Consider the following 21,661-nt stretch of genomic DNA (forward strand, 5'->3'; position numbering starts at 1 on the left):
ACGCACAAATCTCTTTATTGGCTGGCTTTGGGCTTGGGGAAGATCGCTTCCACGGCGCCATCGATGGTGCCTTTGACGCCTTGCCCGTCCGCAGTGGCGCCGGGGGCGCCGCCGATGTTCAGGTCCAGGGTGCCGCCGGTGTTGAACTGGGCATTGCCTTCGGCGTTGAAGTTGAACTGCACGCCGGTGAGGTTGATCTGGCCGCTGGCGTTGAGTTCGAGCACGCTCTTGCCGCACACCAGGCGCAGGTTTTCGCCAACCTCGATCAGGTAGCTGCGGCTGATGCTGTCGGTCTTGGTCGAGCCCACCAGCAAAATGTCATCGCGCTTGACCGCGCGAATGCGGTCTTCGCCGATGGTCGCCACTTCGCTGAAGTCCACCACCTTGTTGCGGTTGTGGCCCACCCAGTGGCTCTCGTCGTTCTCGACTTCGATGTCCTGGTTGCGCTCGGCGTGGATGTACAACTGCTCGGCGCCCTTCTTGTCCTCCATGCGGATTTCGTTGAAGTTCGCCGGCGTGCCGCCTTTGCTCGAACGGCTTTTCATTCCGCTCTGGGTCGCATTGGCCGGCAGGTCGTAGGGCACCGTCTGCTCGGCGTTGTAGACCCGGCCGGTGATGATCGGCCGGTCGGGGTCGCCTTCAAGAAAGCTGACGATCACTTCCTGACCGATCCGCGGGATCTGCATCGAACCCCAGTTCTTGCCGGCCCAGGCCTGGGACACGCGAATCCAGCACGAGCTGTTCTCGTTGGACTGGTCATGGCGGTCCCAGTAGAAGTGCACCTTGACCCGGCCATACTGGTCGGTCCAGATCTCTTCCCCGGCCGGGCCAACCACGATGGCGGTCTGCGGGCCCTTGACCTGCGGGCGCAGGGTGCTGGCCAGGGGGCGGAAGCTCTGCTGCGCATCGATGCAGCTGAGGTTGCTTTCGAACTGTGCATTGCCGCCGCCGGCGCCGGTTTCCAGGCGCTCCTGGACGATGTAATAGCGGGCACCGACGATCAGGTATTCGCGATTCTGGTCCTGGCGGCTGAAGCCGCTCATGCTGAACAGGTTGCCTGCCGCCAGGCCGCGGGCATTGCCGCGCAGTTCGATGCGTTCATGCAGGCTTTGCAGCGCTTCGATACGGGTACGGGCGTAATGCTCGCCGTCCTCACTCTGCACATAGGTGCCGGGGTAGTCGTACAGCGGGTAGTCGCCGGCGCTGTGCGGGCGCGGCATTTGCGAGCGCACGTCGATGCGCGCGCTGGGGCGCTGGAAGTCGTAGTCGTTAAGCTCCAGCGAGCCGGACTGCACCTCCTGGGCCAGGTGCCAGTCGTTGAGGTGGTCACGCTCGCGGTGCTGACCATCAGGTGGAAAGTACGGCACCGACTCGTAGCCCGGCACCACCTGGTGGGCGCCATAGGCATCGGCCAGCACCAGCACGTGGCGGTCCTTTTCGTGGCGGAAGTAGTAGTAGATACCTTCCTGTTCCATCAAGCGGCTGACGAAGTCGAAGCTGGTCTCGCGGTACTGCACGCAGTACTCCCACTCGCGATAGGGGCGGCTCAAGCTGTCTTCGAAGTCGGAAAACCCCAGGTCGCGAAATACCTGCTTGATGATCTGCGGGGTGCTCTGGTTCTGGAAGATGCGGCAATCGGAGGTCTTGCTCAGCAGCCACAGCCAAGGCCGCAGCGTCACCCGGTAACTGGCGAACTGGCCGCGGTCGATGCTCTGGCTGCAGCGCGAAACGATGCCGTGAAAATACCGCGAGCGGCCCAGCTCCAGTTGCAGGCTGAGGCTCATGGGCTTGCCGAGCAACTGGTTGAGGTCGATGGCCGAGTTGTCCGAGGTCAGTTGCAACTCGTAGTCGAACAGCCGCCCCAGCTCTTCGCCGCCGCCCATTTCCGCCAGGATCAGCGCATCCGGGCCCAGCGGGCTGTTGATCTGCGCCAGTCGGGTGAATTGCTTGAATAGCATCGCTTATCTCGTCAAACGCGCCATCACGGCGCGTCGCTGAAGTGGTAGTGCAGGTCGTTGTCGCGGCGGCTGATGCGCACCCCGGCCAGGGCCTTGCCTTCGAGCATGCGGGTGAGGAACTCGCGGCTCATGTCCGGCAGCAGGCTGTTGGTCAGGATCGCGTCGATCATCCGCCCGCCGCTCTCGGTCTCGCTGCAGCGCGAAACGATCAAGTCGACCACTTCGTCGTCGTAGTCGAAGGCCACTTTGTGGGTGCCTTGCACGCGCTTGCGGATGCGCTCGAGCTGCAGGCGGGTGATGGCCTTGAGCATCTCGTCGCTGAGCGGGTAGTAGGGGATGGTCACCAGGCGGCCGAGCAGCGCCGGCGGGAAGATTTCCAGCAGCGGTTGGCGCAGGGCGCTGGCGATGGCCTCGGGTTCAGGGGTGTTCTGCGGGTCTTTGCACACCCGGGAAATCAGCTCGGTACCGGCGTTGGTGGTGAGCAGGATCAAGGTGTTCTTGAAGTCGATCACCCGGCCTTCGCCGTCTTCCATCACGCCCTTGTCGAACACCTGGAAGAAAATTTCGTGCACGTCCGGGTGGGCTTTTTCCACCTCGTCGAGCAGCACCACGCTGTAGGGCTTGCGCCGCACCGCTTCGGTCAGCACGCCGCCTTCGCCATAACCGACATAGCCGGGCGGGGCGCCCTTGAGGGTCGAGACGGTATGGGCTTCCTGGAACTCGCTCATGTTGATGGTGATGACGTTCTGCTCACCGCCGTACATGGCTTCGGCCAGGGCCAGGGCGGTTTCGGTCTTGCCTACCCCGGAGGTGCCGGCGAGCATGAACACGCCGATTGGTTTGTTGGGGTTGTCGAGGCCGGCGCGGGAGGTCTGGATACGCTTGGCGATCATCTGCAGCGCATGGTCCTGGCCAATGATGCGCTTGGCCAGGTGCTGGTCGAGCTTGAGCACGGTCTCGAGCTCGTTGCGGGCCATGCGTCCGACCGGGATGCCGGTCCAGTCGGCAACCACCGAGGCCACCGCCTGATAGTCGACGGTTGGCAGGATCAGCGGGGTTTCACCTTGCAGGGCGCTCAGGCGCTGCTGCAGCTCGATGAGTTTTTCGCGCAGCTCATGGCTCTGTTCGCTGCCGGTGTCGCGGTCGACCACCCCAACGTTTTCGCGCAGCTGCGCGCGGGTGGCCAGCAGCTCGTCGACCAGGGCCTTCTCTTCGGCCCAACGGCTTTCCAGTTCGGCCAGGCGCTCGCGCTCGGTAGCCAGCAAGGTTTCAGACTGTTGCTGGCGGTTGCCGATGGCGATACCGATGGCCTGCTCGCGGGCGATGATCTGCAGCTCGGTTTGCAGTGCCTCGATGCGTCGACGGCTGTCGTCGACCTCGGCCGGTACCGCATGCAGGCTGATGGCGACACGGGCGCAGGCGGTGTCGAGCAGGCTGACGGACTTGTCTGGCAACTGGCGCGCCGGGATGTAGCGGTGGGAGAGCTTGACCGAGGCTTCCAGGGCTTCATCGAGGATCTGCACCTGATGGTGCTGCTCCATGGTCGAGGCCACGCCGCGCATCATCAGCAGTGCCTTGTCTTCGCTCGGCTCGGCGACCTGCACCACCTGAAAACGCCGGGTCAGGGCCGGGTCTTTCTCGATGTGCTTCTTGTACTCGGCCCAGGTGGTGGCGGCCACGGTGCGCAAGCTGCCACGGGCCAGCGCGGGCTTGAGCAGGTTGGCAGCATCGCCGGTGCCGGCGGCACCACCGGCACCGACCAGGGTGTGGGCTTCGTCGATGAACAGGATGATCGGTCTGGGCGAGGCCTGCACGTCCTCGATGACCTGGCGCAGGCGCTGTTCGAACTCGCCTTTCATGCTCGCCCCGGCCTGTAGCAGGCCGACATCCAGGCTGCGCAATTCGACGTCCTTGAGCGATGGCGGAACATCGCCGGCAACGATGCGCAGGGCAAAGCCTTCAACCACCGCGGTTTTGCCCACCCCGGCTTCACCGGTGAGGATCGGGTTGTTCTGCCGGCGACGCATGAGGATATCCACCAGTTGGCGAATCTCTTCGTCGCGACCAACGATCGGGTCGAGCTTGCCGCTGCGCGCCTGCTCGGTGAGGTCGACGGTAAAGCGCTTGAGCGCTTCCTGCTTGCCCAGGGCGCTGGGGGCCATGGCGCCGCTGGCTTCGCCCGGCACGGCGCCGGCATTGAAACCGTCGCTGGCGCCCAGGGCGTTTTCCGGTGAGTCGCCGACGTACTCGTCAAAGCGCTCGCTGAGGGCTTCGACCTTGATCTTGGCAAACTCCGACGACAGGCCGAGCAGGGCATTGCGCAGGCTCGGAGTCTTGAGGATGCCGAGCACCAGGTAACCGGTGCGCACCTGGCTTTCGCCGAACATCAGGCTGCCATACACCCAGCCACGCTCCACCGCCTCTTCGACGTGGGACGACAGGTCGGTGATCGAGGTCGAGCCGCGCGGCAGGCGGTCCAGGGCCTCGGTCAGTTCGCGGGCCAGGCGTGCTGGCTCCAGGTTGAACTGGCGAATGATGCGGTGCAGGTCCGAGTCCTGCAGTTGCAGCAACTGATGAAACCAGTGAGCCAGTTCCACATAGGGGTTGCCCCGCAGTTTGCAGAACACCGTGGCGGCCTCGATGGCCTTGTAAGCGACGCTGTTGAGCTTGCCGAACAGCGCGGCGCGGCTGATTTCACCCATGTTCCGGACTCCTTGTGGATTGCGATGCGCGCGTCTCGGCGTAGTACCGAGCCAGTGTCAGGTCGCTGGCATCGTGTTGCGGGCGGCCGAGCCAGGTATCGAAACCCAGGCGTCGGCCAGTGTTGAGTTGCAGTACGGGTATTTCGTCCTGCTGCAGAATCAGTTGAAGGTCCCAGTCCAGCTCGTGCCCCTGGTGCTCGGCGACCCAGGCCACCAGCTCGGCGAAGGCACTGCCATCGGGCAATAGCGACAGGTATTGCTCCAGGCTCAGCGGCCCCAGGCAGATGCGGAACTTGTGCTGGCGGTCCCAGACATGGCTGCCCAGGCACACATCCATGCCCAGCTGATTGGCGCTCGCGCCCAGGCGGCTGCGTTCAGGCAGTTGCAGCCACTGGCCAACGTATTCCTCGATGCTTACCGGCACACCGAAGTAGGCCCCGAGAATGCCGCGCAGGCCATCCGGATAGCGGGTCTGGGCGGCTAGGTGGCCGCTGTAGTGCAACTTGGCGGTATCCGGCAACGGGCCCTGATCACGCAGCGCCGGGGTGCCGCGCCCGCTCAGGGCGGCCAGTCGGGCGGCCCAGTAGTCGTCATTGGGCCGGTCATGGCTGACCGTCGGCCGCGCTTCGGCCCAGGCCCGGTAGAACAGGCTCAGCAGACGGTGATGAAAGACATCGAGAAAGCGCTTGCTGGTGCTGTCGGCGTTGTTGCGCTGGCGCTCGCGCATGTACTCGGTCAGGTGCAGCGGTAAGGGGCCGTTGGGGCCGCCTAGGCCAAAGAAGAACTGCTCCAGGCGCGCCGGGCCCTGATCGCTGGCAGGCGTCAGCGCCGCCAGGGTGGCCGGCGCAAACGCACAGTCGAGCTGCTGGCCAAGGCGCACCGGATCATCGGCCAGGCGCAGCGAATGGCCGAAGCGTGGCAGCTGCGGCGACTCGCATTGCAGCCGGCGCAGGGCCTGGAAGAAATCGTAGTTCCAGGGTTCGGCCTGCATTTCGCTGAGGATGTTCACAGGGTCGGACGGCGTCCGGGCTTGGCTTTCCATCGCATGATCTCGCCGCGTTCGGTGGTACGGAGCACCGTCTCGGTAAAGCTGTTGATCGACACGTAACGTGCCAGGAAGCGCTCGAACACCGCACCGAGCAGGAACACGCCAGTGCCGCGAAAGGCGTTTTCGTCGAATTCCAGGGTGATCTCCAGGCCACGGCCAAAGACGATCGGCCCCGGCATCGGCAGGCGTCGCGTGCAGGCCTTGCTGCTGACCTCGCGCAGGCCGTCGATCTGCAGCTGCAGGGCGGCGTCGTGGCTGTCGCCGTACAGGCGCAGCAACTCGCGCAGGGCGGCGGCGCCCTGGCCTTGCTCGGTCAGCGACAGGTAGTTCAGCGACAACTGGCTGATCAGACGCCAGGCCTTGTTGTCATGGGCATGGCTGGCCCGTGGCCGGCTTGGCCCGGCCAGGCAGCGAATGGCGGCCACCGGCGCGCTGTCGGCCAGGGTGAAATCGCTGCGGCCATCGCCGACGTTCATGAACAGCGCCAGGTCGCGATTGGTGCACAGGGCACTGACCCCCAGTTGTCGCAGGTCGTGGCGGTAAGGCGCCTGTTGGCCATCGACCAGGCTGATGAAGGTTTCGCTGCCCATGTAGGTCGAGCGGGTACCGTTGCGGCGCTGCTCGCTGGAAAGCATGCGCGGCTCGCGGCGGACGATGTAATAGGCCTGGTCACGGCCGTAGCGCGACGGGTCGCGTACGGCATAGAAGGGCAGGAAAGCCTGGTCGGGGCCGGTGCCGTGGCCGGTAACGCTGCTCAACGAGTGGATCTCGAAATCCGTTGGCCGGGTGCGGTCGGCAATCACATGATGTTCGTTGACCCGGTCATTCAGGTGGATGCGGTCGACCCGGCGCGGGAACAGGTTGATCGCCGGTGTGCAGAAGGGCACGAACTGCTCGGCGCCGACGCTGCCTTCCAGGCTCTGGTCGTAGCGCTCGAACAGCACGATCAGCTCCAGCTCCTGACCATCGCAACGCTTTACTGCGCGATCCAGTTCGGCAAATTCTACGAACAGAAAACGCTGCGGTAGGGCGAAGTACTCCTGCAGCAGGCGGTAACCCTGGAATGCCTGCGGCACCACCGGTAGCGCCGCCTCGCGGTCATCGAAGCCGCAAGGGCGCAGGGCCGAGGTCGGGATGCGCTCGACCCAGTCGCTGCCAGGCTGGCGCGCGAACACCGCACAGGCGTTGCCCAGCAGCTGTTCGTACAGGCGAAACGGCAGTTCGTCGGCGCCGTTCAGGTACAGCGGCAGGCTGCTGAGGTCGAGGGCGTTGAACGGCAGGTCGGCGCCGGTACGCAAGGTAATGCGCAAGCCGGCGCGGGCCTTCGGTTCGCTGGCGGCCAGGCGCCCGAGGCGGGCTGCCGGGTTGCCGAAGTATTCCGCCTGGGCGACTTGCAGCGGCCACAGGGTAACGGGATGGGCACTACGAAACTCGCAAGGCGTTTGCGAATCGCGACCAAGGGTGGCGCGCAGCACGCTGCCACGCGGCAGGGTGAAGCCGGCACTTAGCGAACCTTCATCTGGATCGGCCTGCATCTGCACCACCGTCATCGACGGCGTCGGCGCCAGGTAGTGCGGGTAGGCGATCTCCAGCAGGTTGTGGGTGAAGGTCGGGTACTCGGCATCGAGCTTGAGTTGCACCCGTGCGGTCAGGTAGGCAAAACCTTCAAGCAGGCGCTCGACATAGGGGTCGGCGCAATCGATACCGGACAGGGTCAGGCGCCCGGCGATCTTTGGGTATTCCCTGGAAAATTCTGCCGCGCTTTCGCGGATGTGTTGCAGTTCCTGGTTGTACAGCTCGAGCAGGCGCGGGTTCATGGACGTCTCCGGCGCTCGGCCGGGGCCACCCGGACATGCCCGGATTCCAGGTCAAGGTCGGTGCGCAGCAGCAACGGCAGTGCCGCCGGCTGGGCCCACAGGTCGCCTTCGATCTCGAAACTCAGGGCGTTGTTGTTCATCTCCCCCGGTGCGACCTGGGCGCGCACCCGCAGGCTGCTGCGCAGGATGCGTGGTTCGAAGGTGGCGATGGCCTGGTAAATGATGCTCTCCAGTGCGCTGATATCAATGTTCGAGGCGCTGTTACCGGCCAGTGCCGGCAGGCCGTAGTTGACCACCGAAGTGCCGGCCGGGGTGTTGAGGGTGGCGGCCGCATCGAGCAGTGAAGTGGTGTTGAGCAGCCAGGTGAGGTCGCGCAGTACCGAGGCCTTGAGCTGGCTCAGCGAAAGCACGCGCTTGTCGTTGGCTTCTTGCAGGTTGCCGGGCTCGTCGTCGGTCAGACGATCGAGCAGCGAAGGCTGCAGACGGTCACGTGCAGCGATTTCGGCTACCAAGGGGCGGCTCCGGTGGTGATATGCGTGAGTGCGTTATCCCTATCGCGGGGCAAGCCCGCTCCTACAGGGTGGGAGCGGGTTTGCCCCGCGAAGAGGGCGAAACGCATCAGATCTTGACGTTCTGGCGCACGTTCCAGCCGTACTTGACCGGGCCGCCGTCTTTGGTGCCGTCAGCTTTCTGCGGCTGGTAATCGACCGTGACTTTGCCGAAGTTCAGGGTGACGTTTTCGGTCAGGCGGTCATCGCCGCCCGAGCCACCGGTGCTCAGCGAGCTGATCAGCACTTCTTCGAGGTTGATGATCAGGTACTCGACCTGGCTCTCGCCACCGGCCTTGCGCACGGTCAGCTTGACCTTGTCGATGTGCTTGCCGCTGGAGCAGTGCATCATCAGGTTGGGGCTGGATTTGTCGACGTACTTGGTCAGCGACAGGTCCTGGATGTTGACCTTGCCGGCGCCGCCGCCACCACCCATGTGCATGTTGCCGGACTGGGCCATGCCCCAGCTCCAGTTCAGCACATCGATTTCGTCCTTGTGGGCCTTGTCCATGGACTCGCCCTTGATGTCGCCAATCTTGATGAAAATATCAACTGCCATGTTGTCTCCAGAGTGTGGCATCTACCACATTATTTTTTCAGTGCACGCCCCGCAGCACGGGGCGTTCTAGCGAGCCTGGGCTCAGGCGCCCTTGGCCGACGGCAACTTCGATACCAGGCGCAGCGACACGGTCAGCCCTTCGAGCTGGTAGTGCGGGCGCAGGTAGAAACGCGAGTTGTAGTAACCCGGGTTGCCTTCGACTTCTTCGACCACCACTTCGGCAGCTGCCAGTGGGTGCTGGGCCTTGGTGGTTTCGGTGGAGTGGGCCGGATCGCCATCGACGTAGTTGAGGATCCAGTCCTGCAGCCAGCGCTGCATCTCGTCCTTCTCTTTGAACGAGCCGATCTTGTCGCGCACGATGCACTTCAGGTAGTGAGCGAAGCGGCAGGTGGCGAACAGGTACGGCAGGCGCGCGGCTAGGTTGGCGTTGGCGGTGGCGTCCGGGTCGTCATACTCGGCAGGTTTTTGCAGCGACTGGGCGCCAATGAAGGCGGCGAAGTCGGTGTTCTTCTTGTGCAACAGCGGCATGAAACCGTTCTTCGCCAGTTCCGCTTCACGGCGGTCGGAGATGGCGATTTCAGTCGGGCACTTCATGTCCACGCCACCGTCATCGGTAGGGAAGGTGTGCGCCGGCAGGTTCTGCACTTCGCCACCGGACTCGACGCCGCGAATCCGCGAGCACCAGCCGTAGTACTTGAACGAGCGGTTGATGTTCACCGCCATCGCGTAGGCGGCGTTGGCCCAGGTGTACTTGGCGCTGTCGGCGCCGTCGGTGTCTTCTTCGAAGGCGAAGGCTTCTACCGGGTCGGTCTTGGCGCCATATGGCAGGCGCGCCAGGAAGCGCGGCATGGTCAGGCCGATGTAGCGCGAATCTTCCGATTCACGCAGCGAGCGCCAGCCGGCGTACTCGGGGGTGGTGAAGATTTTGGTCAGGTCGCGCGGGTTCGACAGCTCCTGCCACGAGCCCATGCCCATCACGGTCGGCGAGGCCGCAGCGATGAACGGCGAGTGCATGGCGGCACACACCTTGGACAGCTCGCCGAGCAGCTCGACGTCCGGTGGCGACTGGTCGAAGTAGTAGTCGCCGACCAGGCAACCATACGGCTCGCCGCCGAACTGGCCGTACTCTTCTTCGTACATCTTCTTGAACAGCGGGCTCTGGTCCCAGGCTGTGCCCTTGAATTTCTTCAGGGTCTTGTGCAGGTCGGGCTTGGAGATGTTGAGCACGCGGATTTTCAGCTGCTCGTCGCTCTCGGTGTTGTTGACCAGGTAGTGCAGGCCCCGCCAGGCGCTTTCCAGCTTCTGGAACTCGGGGTGGTGGATCACCTGGTTGACCTGGGCGGTGAGCTTGGCGTCGATGGCGGCAATGATCGATTCGATCGACTTGATCGCGTCATTGGACACCAGGTCGGTTTGCGCCAGGGCCTGTTCGGCCAGGGTGCGCACCGCAGTTTCGACGGCCTCGCGGGCGCGCTCGGTCTTGGGTTTGAATTCTTGCAGCAGCAGCGAAGCGAACTCGCTGGCTTGCTCGGTGGCCGCTGGCTGGGCCTGGGTATCACGCATCGGATCGGTCATGAGGCTTTGTCCTGATTAAGCGTTCGGCTCGGCATCCTGGGGCTTTGGCGCGCTGGCCAAGGCCTGGAGCAGGGCCGGATCCTTGATGGCTTTCATGATGATTTCTTCGGCGCCGGTCTTGCCGTCCATGTAGGTCAGCAGGTTGGCCAGCTGGGTCCGCGCTTCGAGCAGCTGGTTCAGCGAATCGACCTTGCGCGCCACGGCGGCAGGGCTGAAGTCGTCCATGCTCTCGAAGGTGATATCCAGGCTCAGGTTGCCTTCGCCGGTCAGCTCGTTGGGTACGTGGAACGCCACCCGTGGCTGCATGGCCTTGAGGCGCGAGTCGAAGTTGTCGACGTCGATTTCCAGGAACTTGCGCTCGGCGACCGGGGCCAGCGGCTCGGCAGGCTTGCCCGCGAGGTCGGCCATGACGCCCATGACGAAAGGCAGCTGGACCTTCTTTTCGGCGCCGTAGAGCTCGACGTCATACTCGATCTGCACCCGCGGCGCGCGATTGCGCGCAATGAATTTCTGAGAACTGGGGTTCGCCACGTTGTTCCTCCTGGTCGCAGGTGCGACGGTATTGGCGTCATCGATCGTTGCCGGTAACGGTGTTGCGTATGTGCGTTAGGTTAGGCCCGCAGGCCTCAGTCAGCTTCGGGTCCGCGCAGGGTTTCGAACTGCGACAGCCCATCGGGGATCAAGTCGCGGACGATCGCGGCAAAATCGGCGTTGACCAGATTTTTCGCGCGGTTGAGCAGCACCGGCAGCGGGCTCGAGGGCTCGTGGCGGGCGTAGTACTTGAGAATTCGGTCAAGGCTGCGCAGCACTTCGTCGCGGCTGGCGATATCGGCCGAAGCGCGGGCGATGGCGGGCGCGGGGGCGGCCTCGGCAACCGGCGTCGAGCTGTCGGCAGCGCTGCTGGTTTCGCTGGCGTCGTTGGCGGCCTGTTCGCTGGCTGGCGCATGTTCGGCAAGAATCTGCGCGGCCTGGCGCAGTGGCTGCTTGAGCGCGCTCAGATCAACTCCGCTGGCCGATCCGACCTGCTCGTTGACGTATTGCTCGATTGCCTCGGCGGCTTCGCGGGCTTGCTGTAGCGCCTCGCGGGTGGCCTGCAGTTGCTCGCCATCGCTGTCGCGCAGGGCGCCGCCGAGTTCGTCGGCGTTGAGCGTCTCGCTGGCAAAGTGCTGCAAACCGCTGGCGTGCAGGGCTGCGCGCAGGCTGACCGGGCCGAAGGCGCGGGAGCGGGTCAGCAGGCTTTCGCGCAGCAGGGCTATGTTGGTCTCGCAGACCAGGCCGGCGAGGGCGTTGATACGCACTGTCGGGTCGTTGTCGTCATCGGCGTCGAGCTGCGGATGGACCTGCGGCCAGTACTGGCGCAACAGCTCGTTGATCAGTTGCAGAGTGTTGGCCAGGCCGGCAATGCCGTGCAGGGCGAGGGCACTTTGCAACAGGAAATGAGTGACGCGAAGGTCTTTGCTGCGTTGCAGCAGGGCGGTGCAGGACTGTTCGATCTGCCGCCACTGCGGAGCTTCGGCAGGCTGGATGGCATCGCCCATGACACGCTCGGGCCGGCCTTGGGCATCACGCTCCAATTGCAGGAAGTCCGGGTCGTATTCAAGGTCGTCGCCGCAAGGAAAGTTTTCCGAAACGGCAGCGAGCAAATGCGCTGAGTTCACCAGATATCGATCTCCGTATCGTCCCGTGGTGGGGGTGGCTAATGTGTGCTAGTTGGTTTTGTGACATAGCGCACATAATTTGCTGAGTTGTCCTTAGTTGATATCAGAGTGATATCACGCCTGTTCAGCAAGTTGCGCATTTTTGGTTTATTTCCAATTGGCTGTCAAGGTAAGCTAGCGGCCCATCGTGACCTGCATACTGGGCCGTACAGGTTTATTGACTTGTTGGTCAGGGTAGCGGTGGATGTCATTTGAAACTGATGAACATCAGCGAAAAGTGAACGAAATTCGGACATTCAGTAGACTTTTTCAGGGATTGGAAGCGAATCGTGGCAAGTGTGGCAGGCCTCCAGCGGGCCCACAGGCGATTCGGGATGTTGCTAAGGAGGCGTGATGTCGCTGAGTCTTACTATTACCAGTTATCACAAGATTACCCCTGGCCAATGTCCTGAAAAGTTCATCGAGTCAGGTGCCATCAGTATTGGTCGCGGCCCCGATAATGATTGGGTGCTGCCCGATCCGGAGCGTCTGGTTTCTTCGCAACATTGTGTAATTCAATATAAAGACGGCCGTTATTACCTGACCGATAACAGCACTAATGGTGTCGAATTAATTCACGCCGGTATTCGCTTGCGTCGCGGTAACAGTGAGCCGTTGATGGATGGCGAAGTCATCCGTATCGGCGAGTACGAAATCCAGGCACGGATCGATTCAAGCTTCAAGATTGCCGATGGCAACCCGCACGGTGCTGACGCCGCCAACAGCTTCGAGGCGCTGATGGCCAACCAGGCCGGTGCCGCTGCGACCCCCCAAAATGCTGTTGCGCCAGCGTTGATCCAGGGCGCGTCGAGCAATGCCACCTTGCCGGACCTGTTCGATTTTCTTGCACCGGCGAGCATTGCGCCGGTGACCCGCGCCGATCACGTGCCTGCCCAGCAGCATGATTTTCGCCCGCCAACGCCCGTAGCGTCGACGCCTGAGCCGGTACCGGCAAGCCCTGGAGTGATTCCCGAAGACTGGGACCTGTTCGCCGAACCGATGCCGGCGGCGCCCGCGCCTGTCGTTGTAGCTGTCGAACCAGCCATGCCCGCACCCATGCCCGCGCCTGTCGAGGCCTCGGCGCAGGCTGGCGACTCCAGTGTGCTGGCCCAGGCGTTCCTGCGCGGTGCGGGCCTTGAACATCTGCGTATCGACAGCGCCCAGGTCGAGGCGCAGATGGAAGCCCTTGGCCGCAGTTATCGCTTGATGGTCGAGGGCCTGATCGATGTGTTGCGTGCGCGCAGCAGCCTCAAGGGCGAGTTCCGCATGCAGCAGACGATGATCCGCCCGGCAGAAAACAACCCGCTCAAGTTCGCGCCCAATGCCGATGAAGCGCTGCTGTTGCTGCTGCGCCATGGCAACCACGCGTTCATGGCGCCGGACCAGGCGGTACGCGACAGTTTCGACGACTTGCGCGCGCATCAGCTGGCAGTGATGGCCGGTGTTGAAGCGGCGATCAAGCACCTGCTCGGGCGCTTCGAGCCGGCGCAGCTGGAATCGCGGCTCGGCGAACCGGCAGGGCTGTCGAAGCTGTTCGCAGGTTCGCGCCAGGCGCAGTACTGGCAGCAGTTCACCGAGCTGTACAGCAAGATTTCCCGGGAAGCCGAAGACGACTTCCAGGACCTGTTCGGGCGCGAATTCAGTCGCGCCTACGAGGAGCACAGCGCGCGTCTGCAGCGCTCCTGAAACAAACGGAAAGTGCCACGTCATTGAGGACGCAGGATGATTCGAACAATGCTGATGGCAGCGGTAACCACACTGCTGCTCAGTGGTTGTAGCAAGGATGAAGTCGCAGCACCGGTCCAGCCCGAGGTGGCGGGGCCTACCAGCGTCACCTTGTATTTCAGTGCCGCCGCCGGGCTCAACCCGGGCGCCAACGGCCAGGCCGCGCCTGTGCGCGTGCGCATTCTCGAACTGAAGAACAGCGCAGGTTTCAGCCGCGCCGATTATTTTGCCCTGGCCGAACGCGGCCCGGCGACCCTGGGCGCCGACCTGCTAGATCAGGACGAAGTGCTGGTGCAGCCCGGTGAGCAAGTGCGCATCGACCGGCCGTTGAACCCGCTGACGCGCCAGATCGGCCTGGTGGTCGGCTACCGCGAAATCGACCAGGCGCAATGGCGCAGCCTGCTGCCAGTGCCGCCGCTGGACTACCAGATCAGCCTCGATGTTCGCGCTGTGCGCAGCGTTGCCCATACCTCCCCAACCAGCACCGCCCAATAGGCGATCGGAGAAGCCATGTCCTGGAACAATCGTGTGGTCTGGTCGGAAGGCATGTTCCTCGGAACCCAGCACTTTCAACAACATGACCGTTATCTCGAGAACCTTATCGATGCCCGCAGCCGGCCGCTGTCGGCGGGCGCCTGGGGCTTCTCCGAGCTGCTGGTCGACCAGGGCCTGCTGGCCCAGGGCAAGCTGGCCATCGTTTCTGCCCGCGGGCTGCTGCCCGATGGCACGCCGTTCAACATCCCCCACGATGACCTGGCGCCCAGCCCGCTGAACATCGACGACAACCTGCGTGATGGCCTGGTGTACCTGGCCTTGCCGCTCAAGCGCGCCGGTGCCCGCGATACCGTGGACGAAGGCGAAGCCGCAGGTGGCGCGCGTTATGTCAGCCGGGTGGCCGAAGTGCGTGACGACAACGCGCCGTTCGAGAACCGCGCCCCGGTCGCCCTTGGCTCCCGTGCGCTGCGCTTGATCACCGCCGAAGAAGGCCTGAGCGACTATGCCGCGCTGGGCCTGGTACGTATCAAGGAAAAACGCGCTGACCGCGCCCTGGTGCTGGATGACAGCTATATCGCGCCGGTGCTGGATGTATCGGCGAGCAAAAGCCTGTCGGCATTTCGCAGCGAACTGCTGGGCCTTTTGCATCAACGCGGTGAAGCACTGGCCGGGCGGGTGGTGGCCTCCGGTGCCGGTGGTGCTTCGGAGATCGCCGACTTCATGCTCCTGCAACTGGTCAATCGCGCGCAACCGCTGGTCGAGCACCTGAGCCAGTTGAGCCCGTTGCACCCGGAGCGGCTGTACAGCGAGCTGGTCAGCCTGGCCGGTGAGTTTGCCACCTTCTGTGCCAGCAACCGCCGCCCGGGTGAGTTCCCGGTGTACCAGCATGACGACCTGGCGGCGAGCTTCGCCCCGGTCATGCAGGCGCTGCGCGAAGCCCTGTCGATGCTGATCGACAGCAAGGCCACGCCGATCCCGATTGTCGAGAAGGCCTATGGCATTCATGTCGCCATGCTTGCCGACCGCAGCCTGCTCGACAATGCCAGTTTCATTCTCGTGGTGCGTGCCGACGTGCCGAGCGAAACCCTGCGCGGGCGCTTCGCCCAGCAAAGCAAGATCGGCGCGGTCGAGCACATCCGTGACCTGGTCAACCTGCAACTGCCGGGCATCGGTCTGTTGCCGCTGCCGGTGGCACCACGGCAGATCCCGTTCCATGCCGGCTCCACCTACTACGAGCTCGATCGCGGCAGCGAGCACTGGCAGCAACTGCAGAACGCCGGCGGCTTTGCCTTCTACGTCGCAGGCGAGTTCCCGGGGCTGAACCTGGCCTTCTGGGCCATCCGAGGATAAGCCGCAATGCAGCCTAACGACCCGTCGGCGCCACCGGCCAACGACCGCACCCAGTTCATGCCGCGCCCCGGTGGCCGCGGCCCGCAGGCCGGTACGCCGGAGCCTGTGGCGGCGCCGTCGATGCCGGCGCAGCCGCTGCCCGCCGGCCAGGCGCTGGGCCTCAACCCGCTGGAAAGCGCCGCCGGGCCATTGTTGGCCTTGCTGACCCGCTTGCGCAGCACCATCGCCCATCCGGCCCCGTCCAGCCTGCGTGCGCAGTTGCTGGCTTATCTGCGTCAGTTCGAAGAGCGCGCCGAAGCCGCCGGTGTGGCCCGTAACGAAGTCATGCTGGCCCGTTACGCGCTGTGCACTGCGCTCGATGAAGCGGTGCTCAGCACGCCGTGGGGCAGCAGCAGTGACTGGGGCAAGCAGAGCCTGCTGATCACTGTGCACAACGAAGCCTGGGGGGGCGAGAAGGTATTCCAGCTGCTCGAGCACTGCCTGCAGAGCCCGCGCGAACGCCTGTACCTGCTGGAGTTGCTGTACCTGTGCATGTGCCTGGGCTTCGAGGGCCGTTACCGGGTTATCAACGGTGGCCGCGCCCAGCTCGAAGCCTTGCGCGAACGCACTGCTGCCGCTATCCGCAGCGCCCGGGGTGAGTTCGAGCGCGAACTGTCGCCGCACTGGCGCGGGGTCAGCGTCAGCCGAGATCGGCTGTCGCAGTTCATCCCGCCCTGGGTGGGCCTGGCCATCGCCCTGGCGTTGCTTGTGGCTCTGCTGTTTGCCCTGCGCATGATGCTCGCCGCCGACGCGGAGCCTGTGTTCAAGAACATTCATGCCCTGGGCGAAATCCCGGTGCAGGCCATCGACCGTCCGGTGACCCAGCCCAAGCCGGTGGAACGCCCACGCCTGGCGGGTTTTCTGGCCAGCGATATCAAGGCCGGGCGGGTCAGCGTCGAAGACGCCGTCGACCGCTCGGTGGTGACCATCCGTGGCGACGAATTGTTCGCCTCGGCCAGCACCAGCATCAACGACAGCCTGCAGCCACTGATGCTGCGCATTGCTGACGCCATCGGCCAGGTCAAGGGCCAGGTGCGCATCACCGGCCACAGCGACAACCGGCCGATCGCGACCTTGCGCTTCCCGTCCAACTGGGCGCTGTCCCAGGCCCGCGCCGAGCAGGTGCTGCAGATCCTGGCCGCCAAGACCGGCCAGCCCGCGCGCTTTACCGCGCAGGGCCTGAGCGACACCGAACCACTGGCAGCGAACAACACGACCGAAGGCCGGGCAAAGAACCGCCGGGTTGAAATCACTGTATTGGCGGAGGGGGTCGAGTGAAGGCGTTTTTCGGATTTGTCATTCGCTGGGTCATTCCGCTGCTGGGCCTGATCGCCCTGAGTCTGATCATCTGGTTCGTCGGCCCGCTGTGGGACATGCTGATCCCGGCAGGGCGGCGCTGGGCGCTGATTGCCCTGCTGTTTGCAGTGTGGCTCGGCTATCGCCTGTGGCGCTTCATCGAGGCCCGCCGCCAGGCGGCAGAAGTCATGCGCAGCCTGGCTGCAGAAACAGCTCCTGACCCTGCCAGCGTGGCCACCGCCGAAGAACTGACAACCCTGCGCCAGCGCATGGACGAGGCCCTGGCCCTGCTGAAAAAGGCGCGCCTGGGTGGCGATGAGCGGCGCAACCTGTACGAGCTGCCGTGGTACGTGATCATCGGCCCGCCGGGCTCGGGCAAGACCACGGCGCTGGTCAATTCCGGCCTGCACTTTCCGCTGGCGGCGCAGCTTGGCGCCGGGGCGATTCGCGGCGTCGGCGGCACGCGCAACTGCGACTGGTGGTTTACCGACCAGGCCGTGTTGCTCGACACCGCTGGCCGCTATACCACCCAGGACAGCCACGCCCAGGTCGACAAGGCGGCCTGGCTGGGCTTTCTCGATCTGCTGAAAAAGCAGCGCGCGCGCCGGCCGATCGATGGCGCTTTCATTGCCATCAGCCTGTCCGACCTATTGCTGGGCAGCGACGCCGAACGTGCTGCCCATGCTGCGGCCATCCGCTCGCGTATCCAGGAGTTGTACAGCCAGCTGGGCGTGCGTTTTCCGATTTACCTGATGCTGACCAAGCTCGACCTGGTGCCGGGTTTCATGGAGTTCTTCGACACCCTGAGCAAGGAAGAGCGCGCTCAAGTGTGGGGTATGACCTTTGCCCTGGACGACGACAAGTCGGTCGAAGGGCCGCTGGCGCAGTTCCACAGCGAGTTCGCCGGCCTTGAGCAACGCCTCAACGAGCGCCTGGTCGAGCGCCTGCAGCAGGAGCGCGACCCGGCGCGGCGCGATCTGGTTTACGGCTTTGTCCAGCAGTTCGCTGCCTTGCGCTCCAACCTGCAGGGCTTTCTCGACGGCGTGTTCAAGCCCAATGCCTATGAAGAACGCGCCCTGTTGCGCGGCGTGTACTTCACCAGCGGCACCCAGGAAGGCAGCCCGATCGATCGCCTGATCGGCGCCATGGCCCAGAGCATGGGCCTGGACCGTCAGCATCTGGCACGCCAGAGCGGCACCGGGCGCAGCTACTTCATTGAAAAACTGTTCAGCGCCGTGGCGTTTGCCGAGCGCGGGCTGGTCGGGGTCGACCCGCAAGTCGAGCGCCGGCGCAAATGGTTGGCCCGTGCTGCACTCGCCGCCAGCGTTGCCCTGGTAGTGCTGGTCGGCAGCGTGTGGGCGCTGAGCTATCGCGCAAACCAGGCTTACATCGCCCAGGTCGAGCGTAAGCTCGCGCCGCTGGGGCCAGTCCTGCAAACCTTGAGCCCGGCCCAGCGCGATGTACTGGCGGTACTGCCGTTACTCAATGCCGTGCGCCATCTGGCCGAGGATCCGCCCAGTTGGGCCGAGGGGTTGGGGCTGTACCAGGGCGACATGCTCGAAGCCGAGTCGGCCAGCGTCTACCGCAAGTTGCTGATTGCCGTGTTCGCTCCGCGCCTGGTCACCCGTATCGAAGAGCAACTGCACAGCGGCGGTGGTTCGGACTTTCTCTACGAAGGCCTCAAGGCCTACCTGATGCTGGCTGACGGCGAGCATTACGACCCGGACTTCATCAAGGCCTGGGTCAGCCTCGACTGGGAGCAGAGCCTGCCTCGCGACCTGGCCCCGGAGCAGCGTGCGGCATTGGGCGAGCATCTGCAGGCGCTGTTTGAAAAGCGTCCGCCGAATGCGCGCCTGGATGCCAACCTGATCGAAGACCTGCGTCGCCAATTGCAGCAGTTGCCGGTGGCCCAGCGCGTCTATGACCGGGTCAAACGCCAGCAGTTGCCCAAGGGCGTCAGCGATTTTCGCCTGAGCGAAGCGGCTGGCCGCGACGCCGCGCTGGTGTTCAGCCGCAAGAGCGGCAAGCCTTTGGGTGAACCCTTGAGCGGGCTGTTTACCCTCGATGGCTATCGCAAGGCGTTTCTTGCCACCAGCCTGCAACACAGCAATACCCTGGCTGAAGAGCGTTGGGTGCTGGGCCGCGAGCAAGCCGATGAAGGTGATGTGACTAGCCTGGCCGCCGACGTGCGCCGTTTGTATTTCGCCGACTACATCCGCCACTGGGACGCGCTGCTGGCCGATATCGACTTTGTGCCGATCACCAGCGTGGCCCAGGCCGCCGATGTTCTGCGGGTGATTTCCGGGCCGACCTCGCCGCTGAAAAAGCTGCTGAGCGCCGTGGCCAAGGAAACCAACCTGCAACAGCAGGACCCGCTTGCCGCGGCCCAGGCCAAAGCCAGCGAGGCTGGTGTCGACCAGCTCAAGCAGCGCCTGGGTAACTTGCTGGGCCAGGATGCTCCGGCCGATAGCCGCCAGGCGCAGCAAGACCAGGACCCGGTCACCGCGCACTTTGCCGACCTCGCCAGCCTGGTCAGCAAGGGCGAGGGCGAGCCGGCCGCCATCGACGGCCTGCTCACCGACATGAACGCCTTGTACGTGCAGGTCAGTGCCATGGTCGGTGCCAGTGGCGACGCCCTGCTCGGCGAGGCCAAGAACCAGGCCACGGCCGCCGCCAACCGCGTCAGCCTCACCGCGCAGCGCCAGCCGCCGATAGTTCAGGGCCTGGTCAAGTCGGTGGTCAACTCGACCACCAACACCATGATGGGCGGCGTGCGCAATCAACTGAACGCCGCCTGGACCAGCGAAGTGGTCAACGTTTATCGCCAGTCGCTGAGCGGTCGTTATCCGCTGGCAGCGGGCAGCTCGCGGGATGCCACGCTGGACGATTTCGGCCAGTTCTTCGGCGTCGGCGGGGTGATGGACAGTTATTTTCGCAAGTACCTGCAGCCGTATGTCGATACCTCGGCCAACCCTTGGCGCTGGCAGCCGGGCGCGGCGCAGAAGCTCGGCATTGGCTCTGGCGTGTTGCACACCTTTCAGCGTTCGGCGGCGATTCGCGATGCGTTCTTCCGCTCGGGCGGCATGCAGCCGACCGTGCGCTTCGAGCTCAAACCGGTGGCCATGGACGCCTCGGTCACCCAGTTCTTGCTCGACCTCGATGGCCAGCAGATCAGCTATGACCACGGCCCGAGCCGCCCGGTTGCGATGCAGTGGCCAAACCCCAACAGCATCGGCGTGGTGCGCCTGTCGATCATGCCGCCATCGGCCAGCGGTCGTTCCGGGCTGACCCTGGAAGGGCCGTGGGCCTGGTTCCGCTTGCTCGATCAATCCGACCTGGTGGCCGGCAACGGCCCGGATCGCTTCAGCCTGCGCCTGCGCGTCGATGGCGCCAGCGTGTCGTACGAGCTGCGCGCCAACAGCGCCTTCAACCCGTTCAAGAGCCGCGTGCTCAGCGGCTTCAGCCTGCCGGAGCGGTTGTGATGGCGGGCGTCGGCTTCTACGGCAAGCTGGCCAGCCGCGGCGACTTTGTCAGTCGCGGTTTGCCGCAGAGTTTTATCCAGCCCTGGGACCAGTGGCTGGCGGCCGGGCTTGTGGCCAGCCAGCAGCAACTGGCCGAGCGCTGGTTGCCGGCCTATCTGGTCAGCCCCTTGTGGCGCTTCGCCCTGGCCCCGGGAGTATGCGGGCCCGACGCTGTAGTGGGGGTGTTGATGCCCAGCATTGACCGGGTAGGGCGCTATTTCCCTCTTATCCTGGCCCAGGTTCTGGCGCCGGATGAGTCGCTGGCGGCAGTGGTGAGTGGCCCGGATAACTGGTTCGAGCAGTGTGAAGCCCAGTTACTGGCAACCCTCGAGCCGCAAGCCGCTTTTGAGGCGTTCGATGCAGCAGTGCAGGGCATTGATGCCCCTCGTAGTGCTGTTGATTCAAGCCCGGTTGTGGGCGGGTTGCAACGCTTTGCAGCGGTGACCCCGCAGGCTCGCAACGCAGCCCTGGCCGAAAGCGCCTGCGCCGGCATGAGCCTGTGGTGGGGGCGCGGCTCGGAGCATATCGAGGCGGGAATGCTGCGCTGTGCGGGCCTGCCGCACAGCGAGGATTTCGCCAGTTTTCTTTTGGGTAGTGAGGCGGCGCGCTAGATGACGGCTTTGCATTACACCGCAGCCAGCTACAGCCATGTCGGCCTGGTGCGCAGCATCAATGAAGACGCTTGCCTGGACCTTGCCAGCGAAGGCCTGTGGGCAGTTGCCGATGGCATGGGCGGGCATGCGGCGGGCGACTACGTCAGTTGCCTGATCGTCGATACTTTGCGCCAGTTGCCGACCACGGCGTCCCTCAATGACTTCGCCCAAGTGCTGCGCCAGCGGCTGTCGGCGGTCAACGCGGCAGTGCGCGAAGAAAGCGCCCGGCGTGGCGTGGCGATGATGGGCAGCACCCTGGTGCTGCTGGCGGTGCGCGCTGACCAGGGTATCTGCCTGTGGGCCGGGGACAGCCGCCTGTATCGCCTGCGCGACGGGCGCCTGGAAGGTATCTCGCGCGATCACAGCTACGTGCAGGAACTGCAGGACAGCGGCCTGCTCAGCGAGGCCGAAGCGCGGGTGCACCCGCGGGCCAACATCGTCACCCGGGCAATTGGCGTCGAGCCCGAGCTCGAACTTGAGGCCGTGCACCTGCAGGTCCTCCCAGGCGATACCTATCTGCTGTGCAGCGATGGTCTGAACAAGACCGCCGAAGACCATGAAATTCGCGAAGTGCTGGGCCACAGCGACCCCTACCAGGTGGTCCGCAGCCTGGTGCACCTCGGCCTGACCCGGGGCGCCCCCGATAACATTACCGCCGTCGTCATCAAGGCCGGTTGA

Annotated in this window: 16 protein-coding genes; 7 read left to right on the forward strand and 9 right to left on the reverse strand. The window is 64.4% G+C overall.

Annotated elements, in window-relative coordinates; genetic code table 11:
- Positions 1-14: 14 nt before the first annotated feature.
- The 9 genes from BLR26_RS04795 to tssA all read right to left on the reverse strand — a co-directional run bounded on the left by BLR26_RS04795 (position 15) and on the right by tssA (position 11,865).
- The gene (locus tag BLR26_RS04795; protein WP_093378474.1) at positions 15-1,958 is read right to left on the reverse strand and encodes a type VI secretion system Vgr family protein; all 1,944 of its coding nucleotides are present in this window, start codon (positions 1,956-1,958) and stop codon (positions 15-17) included.
- A gap of 23 nt (positions 1,959-1,981) precedes the next feature.
- The gene (tssH, locus tag BLR26_RS04800; protein ID WP_093378479.1) at positions 1,982-4,660 is read right to left on the reverse strand and encodes a type VI secretion system ATPase TssH; all 2,679 of its coding nucleotides are present in this window, start codon (positions 4,658-4,660) and stop codon (positions 1,982-1,984) included.
- Positions 4,653-5,702, reverse strand: coding sequence for a type VI secretion system baseplate subunit TssG (gene tssG / locus BLR26_RS04805; protein WP_093378484.1), 1,050 nt, complete (start codon positions 5,700-5,702; stop codon positions 4,653-4,655). The genes tssH and tssG overlap by 8 nt, the downstream gene beginning before the upstream one ends.
- Complete coding sequence (gene tssF, locus BLR26_RS04810; protein ID WP_093378488.1) at positions 5,666-7,525, reverse strand: type VI secretion system baseplate subunit TssF; 1,860 nt, start codon at positions 7,523-7,525, stop codon at positions 5,666-5,668. Before tssF ends, tssG begins: the two co-directional genes overlap by 37 nt.
- The gene (gene tssE / locus BLR26_RS04815; RefSeq protein ID WP_093378493.1) at positions 7,522-8,037 is read right to left on the reverse strand and encodes a type VI secretion system baseplate subunit TssE; all 516 of its coding nucleotides are present in this window, start codon (positions 8,035-8,037) and stop codon (positions 7,522-7,524) included. The genes tssF and tssE overlap by 4 nt, the downstream gene beginning before the upstream one ends.
- 106 nt (positions 8,038-8,143) lie before the next feature.
- Positions 8,144-8,632 carry an Hcp family type VI secretion system effector gene (locus BLR26_RS04820; RefSeq protein WP_038998241.1) on the reverse strand — a complete coding sequence of 163 codons (489 nt, stop codon included), beginning with the start codon at positions 8,630-8,632 and terminating at the stop codon, positions 8,144-8,146.
- Between the two features lie 81 nt (positions 8,633-8,713).
- Positions 8,714-10,207, reverse strand: a complete 1,494-nt coding sequence (gene tssC / locus BLR26_RS04825; RefSeq protein WP_010221276.1) for a type VI secretion system contractile sheath large subunit — start codon at positions 10,205-10,207, stop codon at positions 8,714-8,716.
- A gap of 15 nt (positions 10,208-10,222) precedes the next feature.
- Entirely contained in the window at positions 10,223-10,738 is a 516-nt protein-coding gene (tssB, locus tag BLR26_RS04830; protein WP_010221277.1) for a type VI secretion system contractile sheath small subunit, read from the reverse strand.
- Between the two features lie 95 nt (positions 10,739-10,833).
- Positions 10,834-11,865: a type VI secretion system protein TssA gene (gene tssA / locus BLR26_RS04835; protein ID WP_093378498.1), complete on the reverse strand. Its 1,032-nt coding sequence runs from the start codon at positions 11,863-11,865 to the stop codon at positions 10,834-10,836.
- A 393-nt stretch (positions 11,866-12,258) separates the two neighbouring features.
- Between tssA and tagH the strand changes: the two genes are divergently transcribed.
- From tagH to BLR26_RS04870, 7 genes are read left to right on the forward strand one after another with little or no spacing between them, the layout of a single operon-like run.
- Positions 12,259-13,590 carry a type VI secretion system-associated FHA domain protein TagH gene (gene tagH / locus BLR26_RS04840; RefSeq protein ID WP_093378503.1) on the forward strand — a complete coding sequence of 444 codons (1,332 nt, stop codon included), beginning with the start codon at positions 12,259-12,261 and terminating at the stop codon, positions 13,588-13,590.
- A gap of 36 nt (positions 13,591-13,626) precedes the next feature.
- Positions 13,627-14,124 (forward strand): type VI secretion system lipoprotein TssJ, encoded by a 498-nt coding sequence (tssJ, locus tag BLR26_RS04845; protein ID WP_093378507.1) that lies wholly within the window; start codon positions 13,627-13,629, stop codon positions 14,122-14,124.
- 15 nt (positions 14,125-14,139) lie between these two features.
- Positions 14,140-15,474, forward strand: coding sequence for a type VI secretion system baseplate subunit TssK (tssK, locus tag BLR26_RS04850; RefSeq protein ID WP_093378512.1), 1,335 nt, complete (start codon positions 14,140-14,142; stop codon positions 15,472-15,474).
- A gap of 6 nt (positions 15,475-15,480) precedes the next feature.
- On the forward strand, positions 15,481-16,791 hold the full coding sequence (locus BLR26_RS04855; protein ID WP_093378517.1) for a DotU family type VI secretion system protein: 1,311 nt from the start codon (positions 15,481-15,483) through the stop codon (positions 16,789-16,791).
- Positions 16,788-20,291 (forward strand): type VI secretion system membrane subunit TssM, encoded by a 3,504-nt coding sequence (tssM, locus tag BLR26_RS04860; RefSeq protein WP_093378522.1) that lies wholly within the window; start codon positions 16,788-16,790, stop codon positions 20,289-20,291. The genes BLR26_RS04855 and tssM overlap by 4 nt, the downstream gene beginning before the upstream one ends.
- Complete coding sequence (gene tagF / locus BLR26_RS04865) at positions 20,291-20,941, forward strand: type VI secretion system-associated protein TagF (RefSeq protein ID WP_093378527.1); 651 nt, start codon at positions 20,291-20,293, stop codon at positions 20,939-20,941. The genes tssM and tagF overlap by 1 nt, the downstream gene beginning before the upstream one ends.
- Positions 20,942-21,661, forward strand: a complete 720-nt coding sequence (locus BLR26_RS04870; protein ID WP_093378531.1) for a PP2C family protein-serine/threonine phosphatase — start codon at positions 20,942-20,944, stop codon at positions 21,659-21,661.

It is taken from the genome of Pseudomonas sp. UC 17F4 (genome assembly GCF_900101695.1).
Taxonomy (GTDB): Bacteria; Pseudomonadota; Gammaproteobacteria; order Pseudomonadales; family Pseudomonadaceae; genus Aquipseudomonas.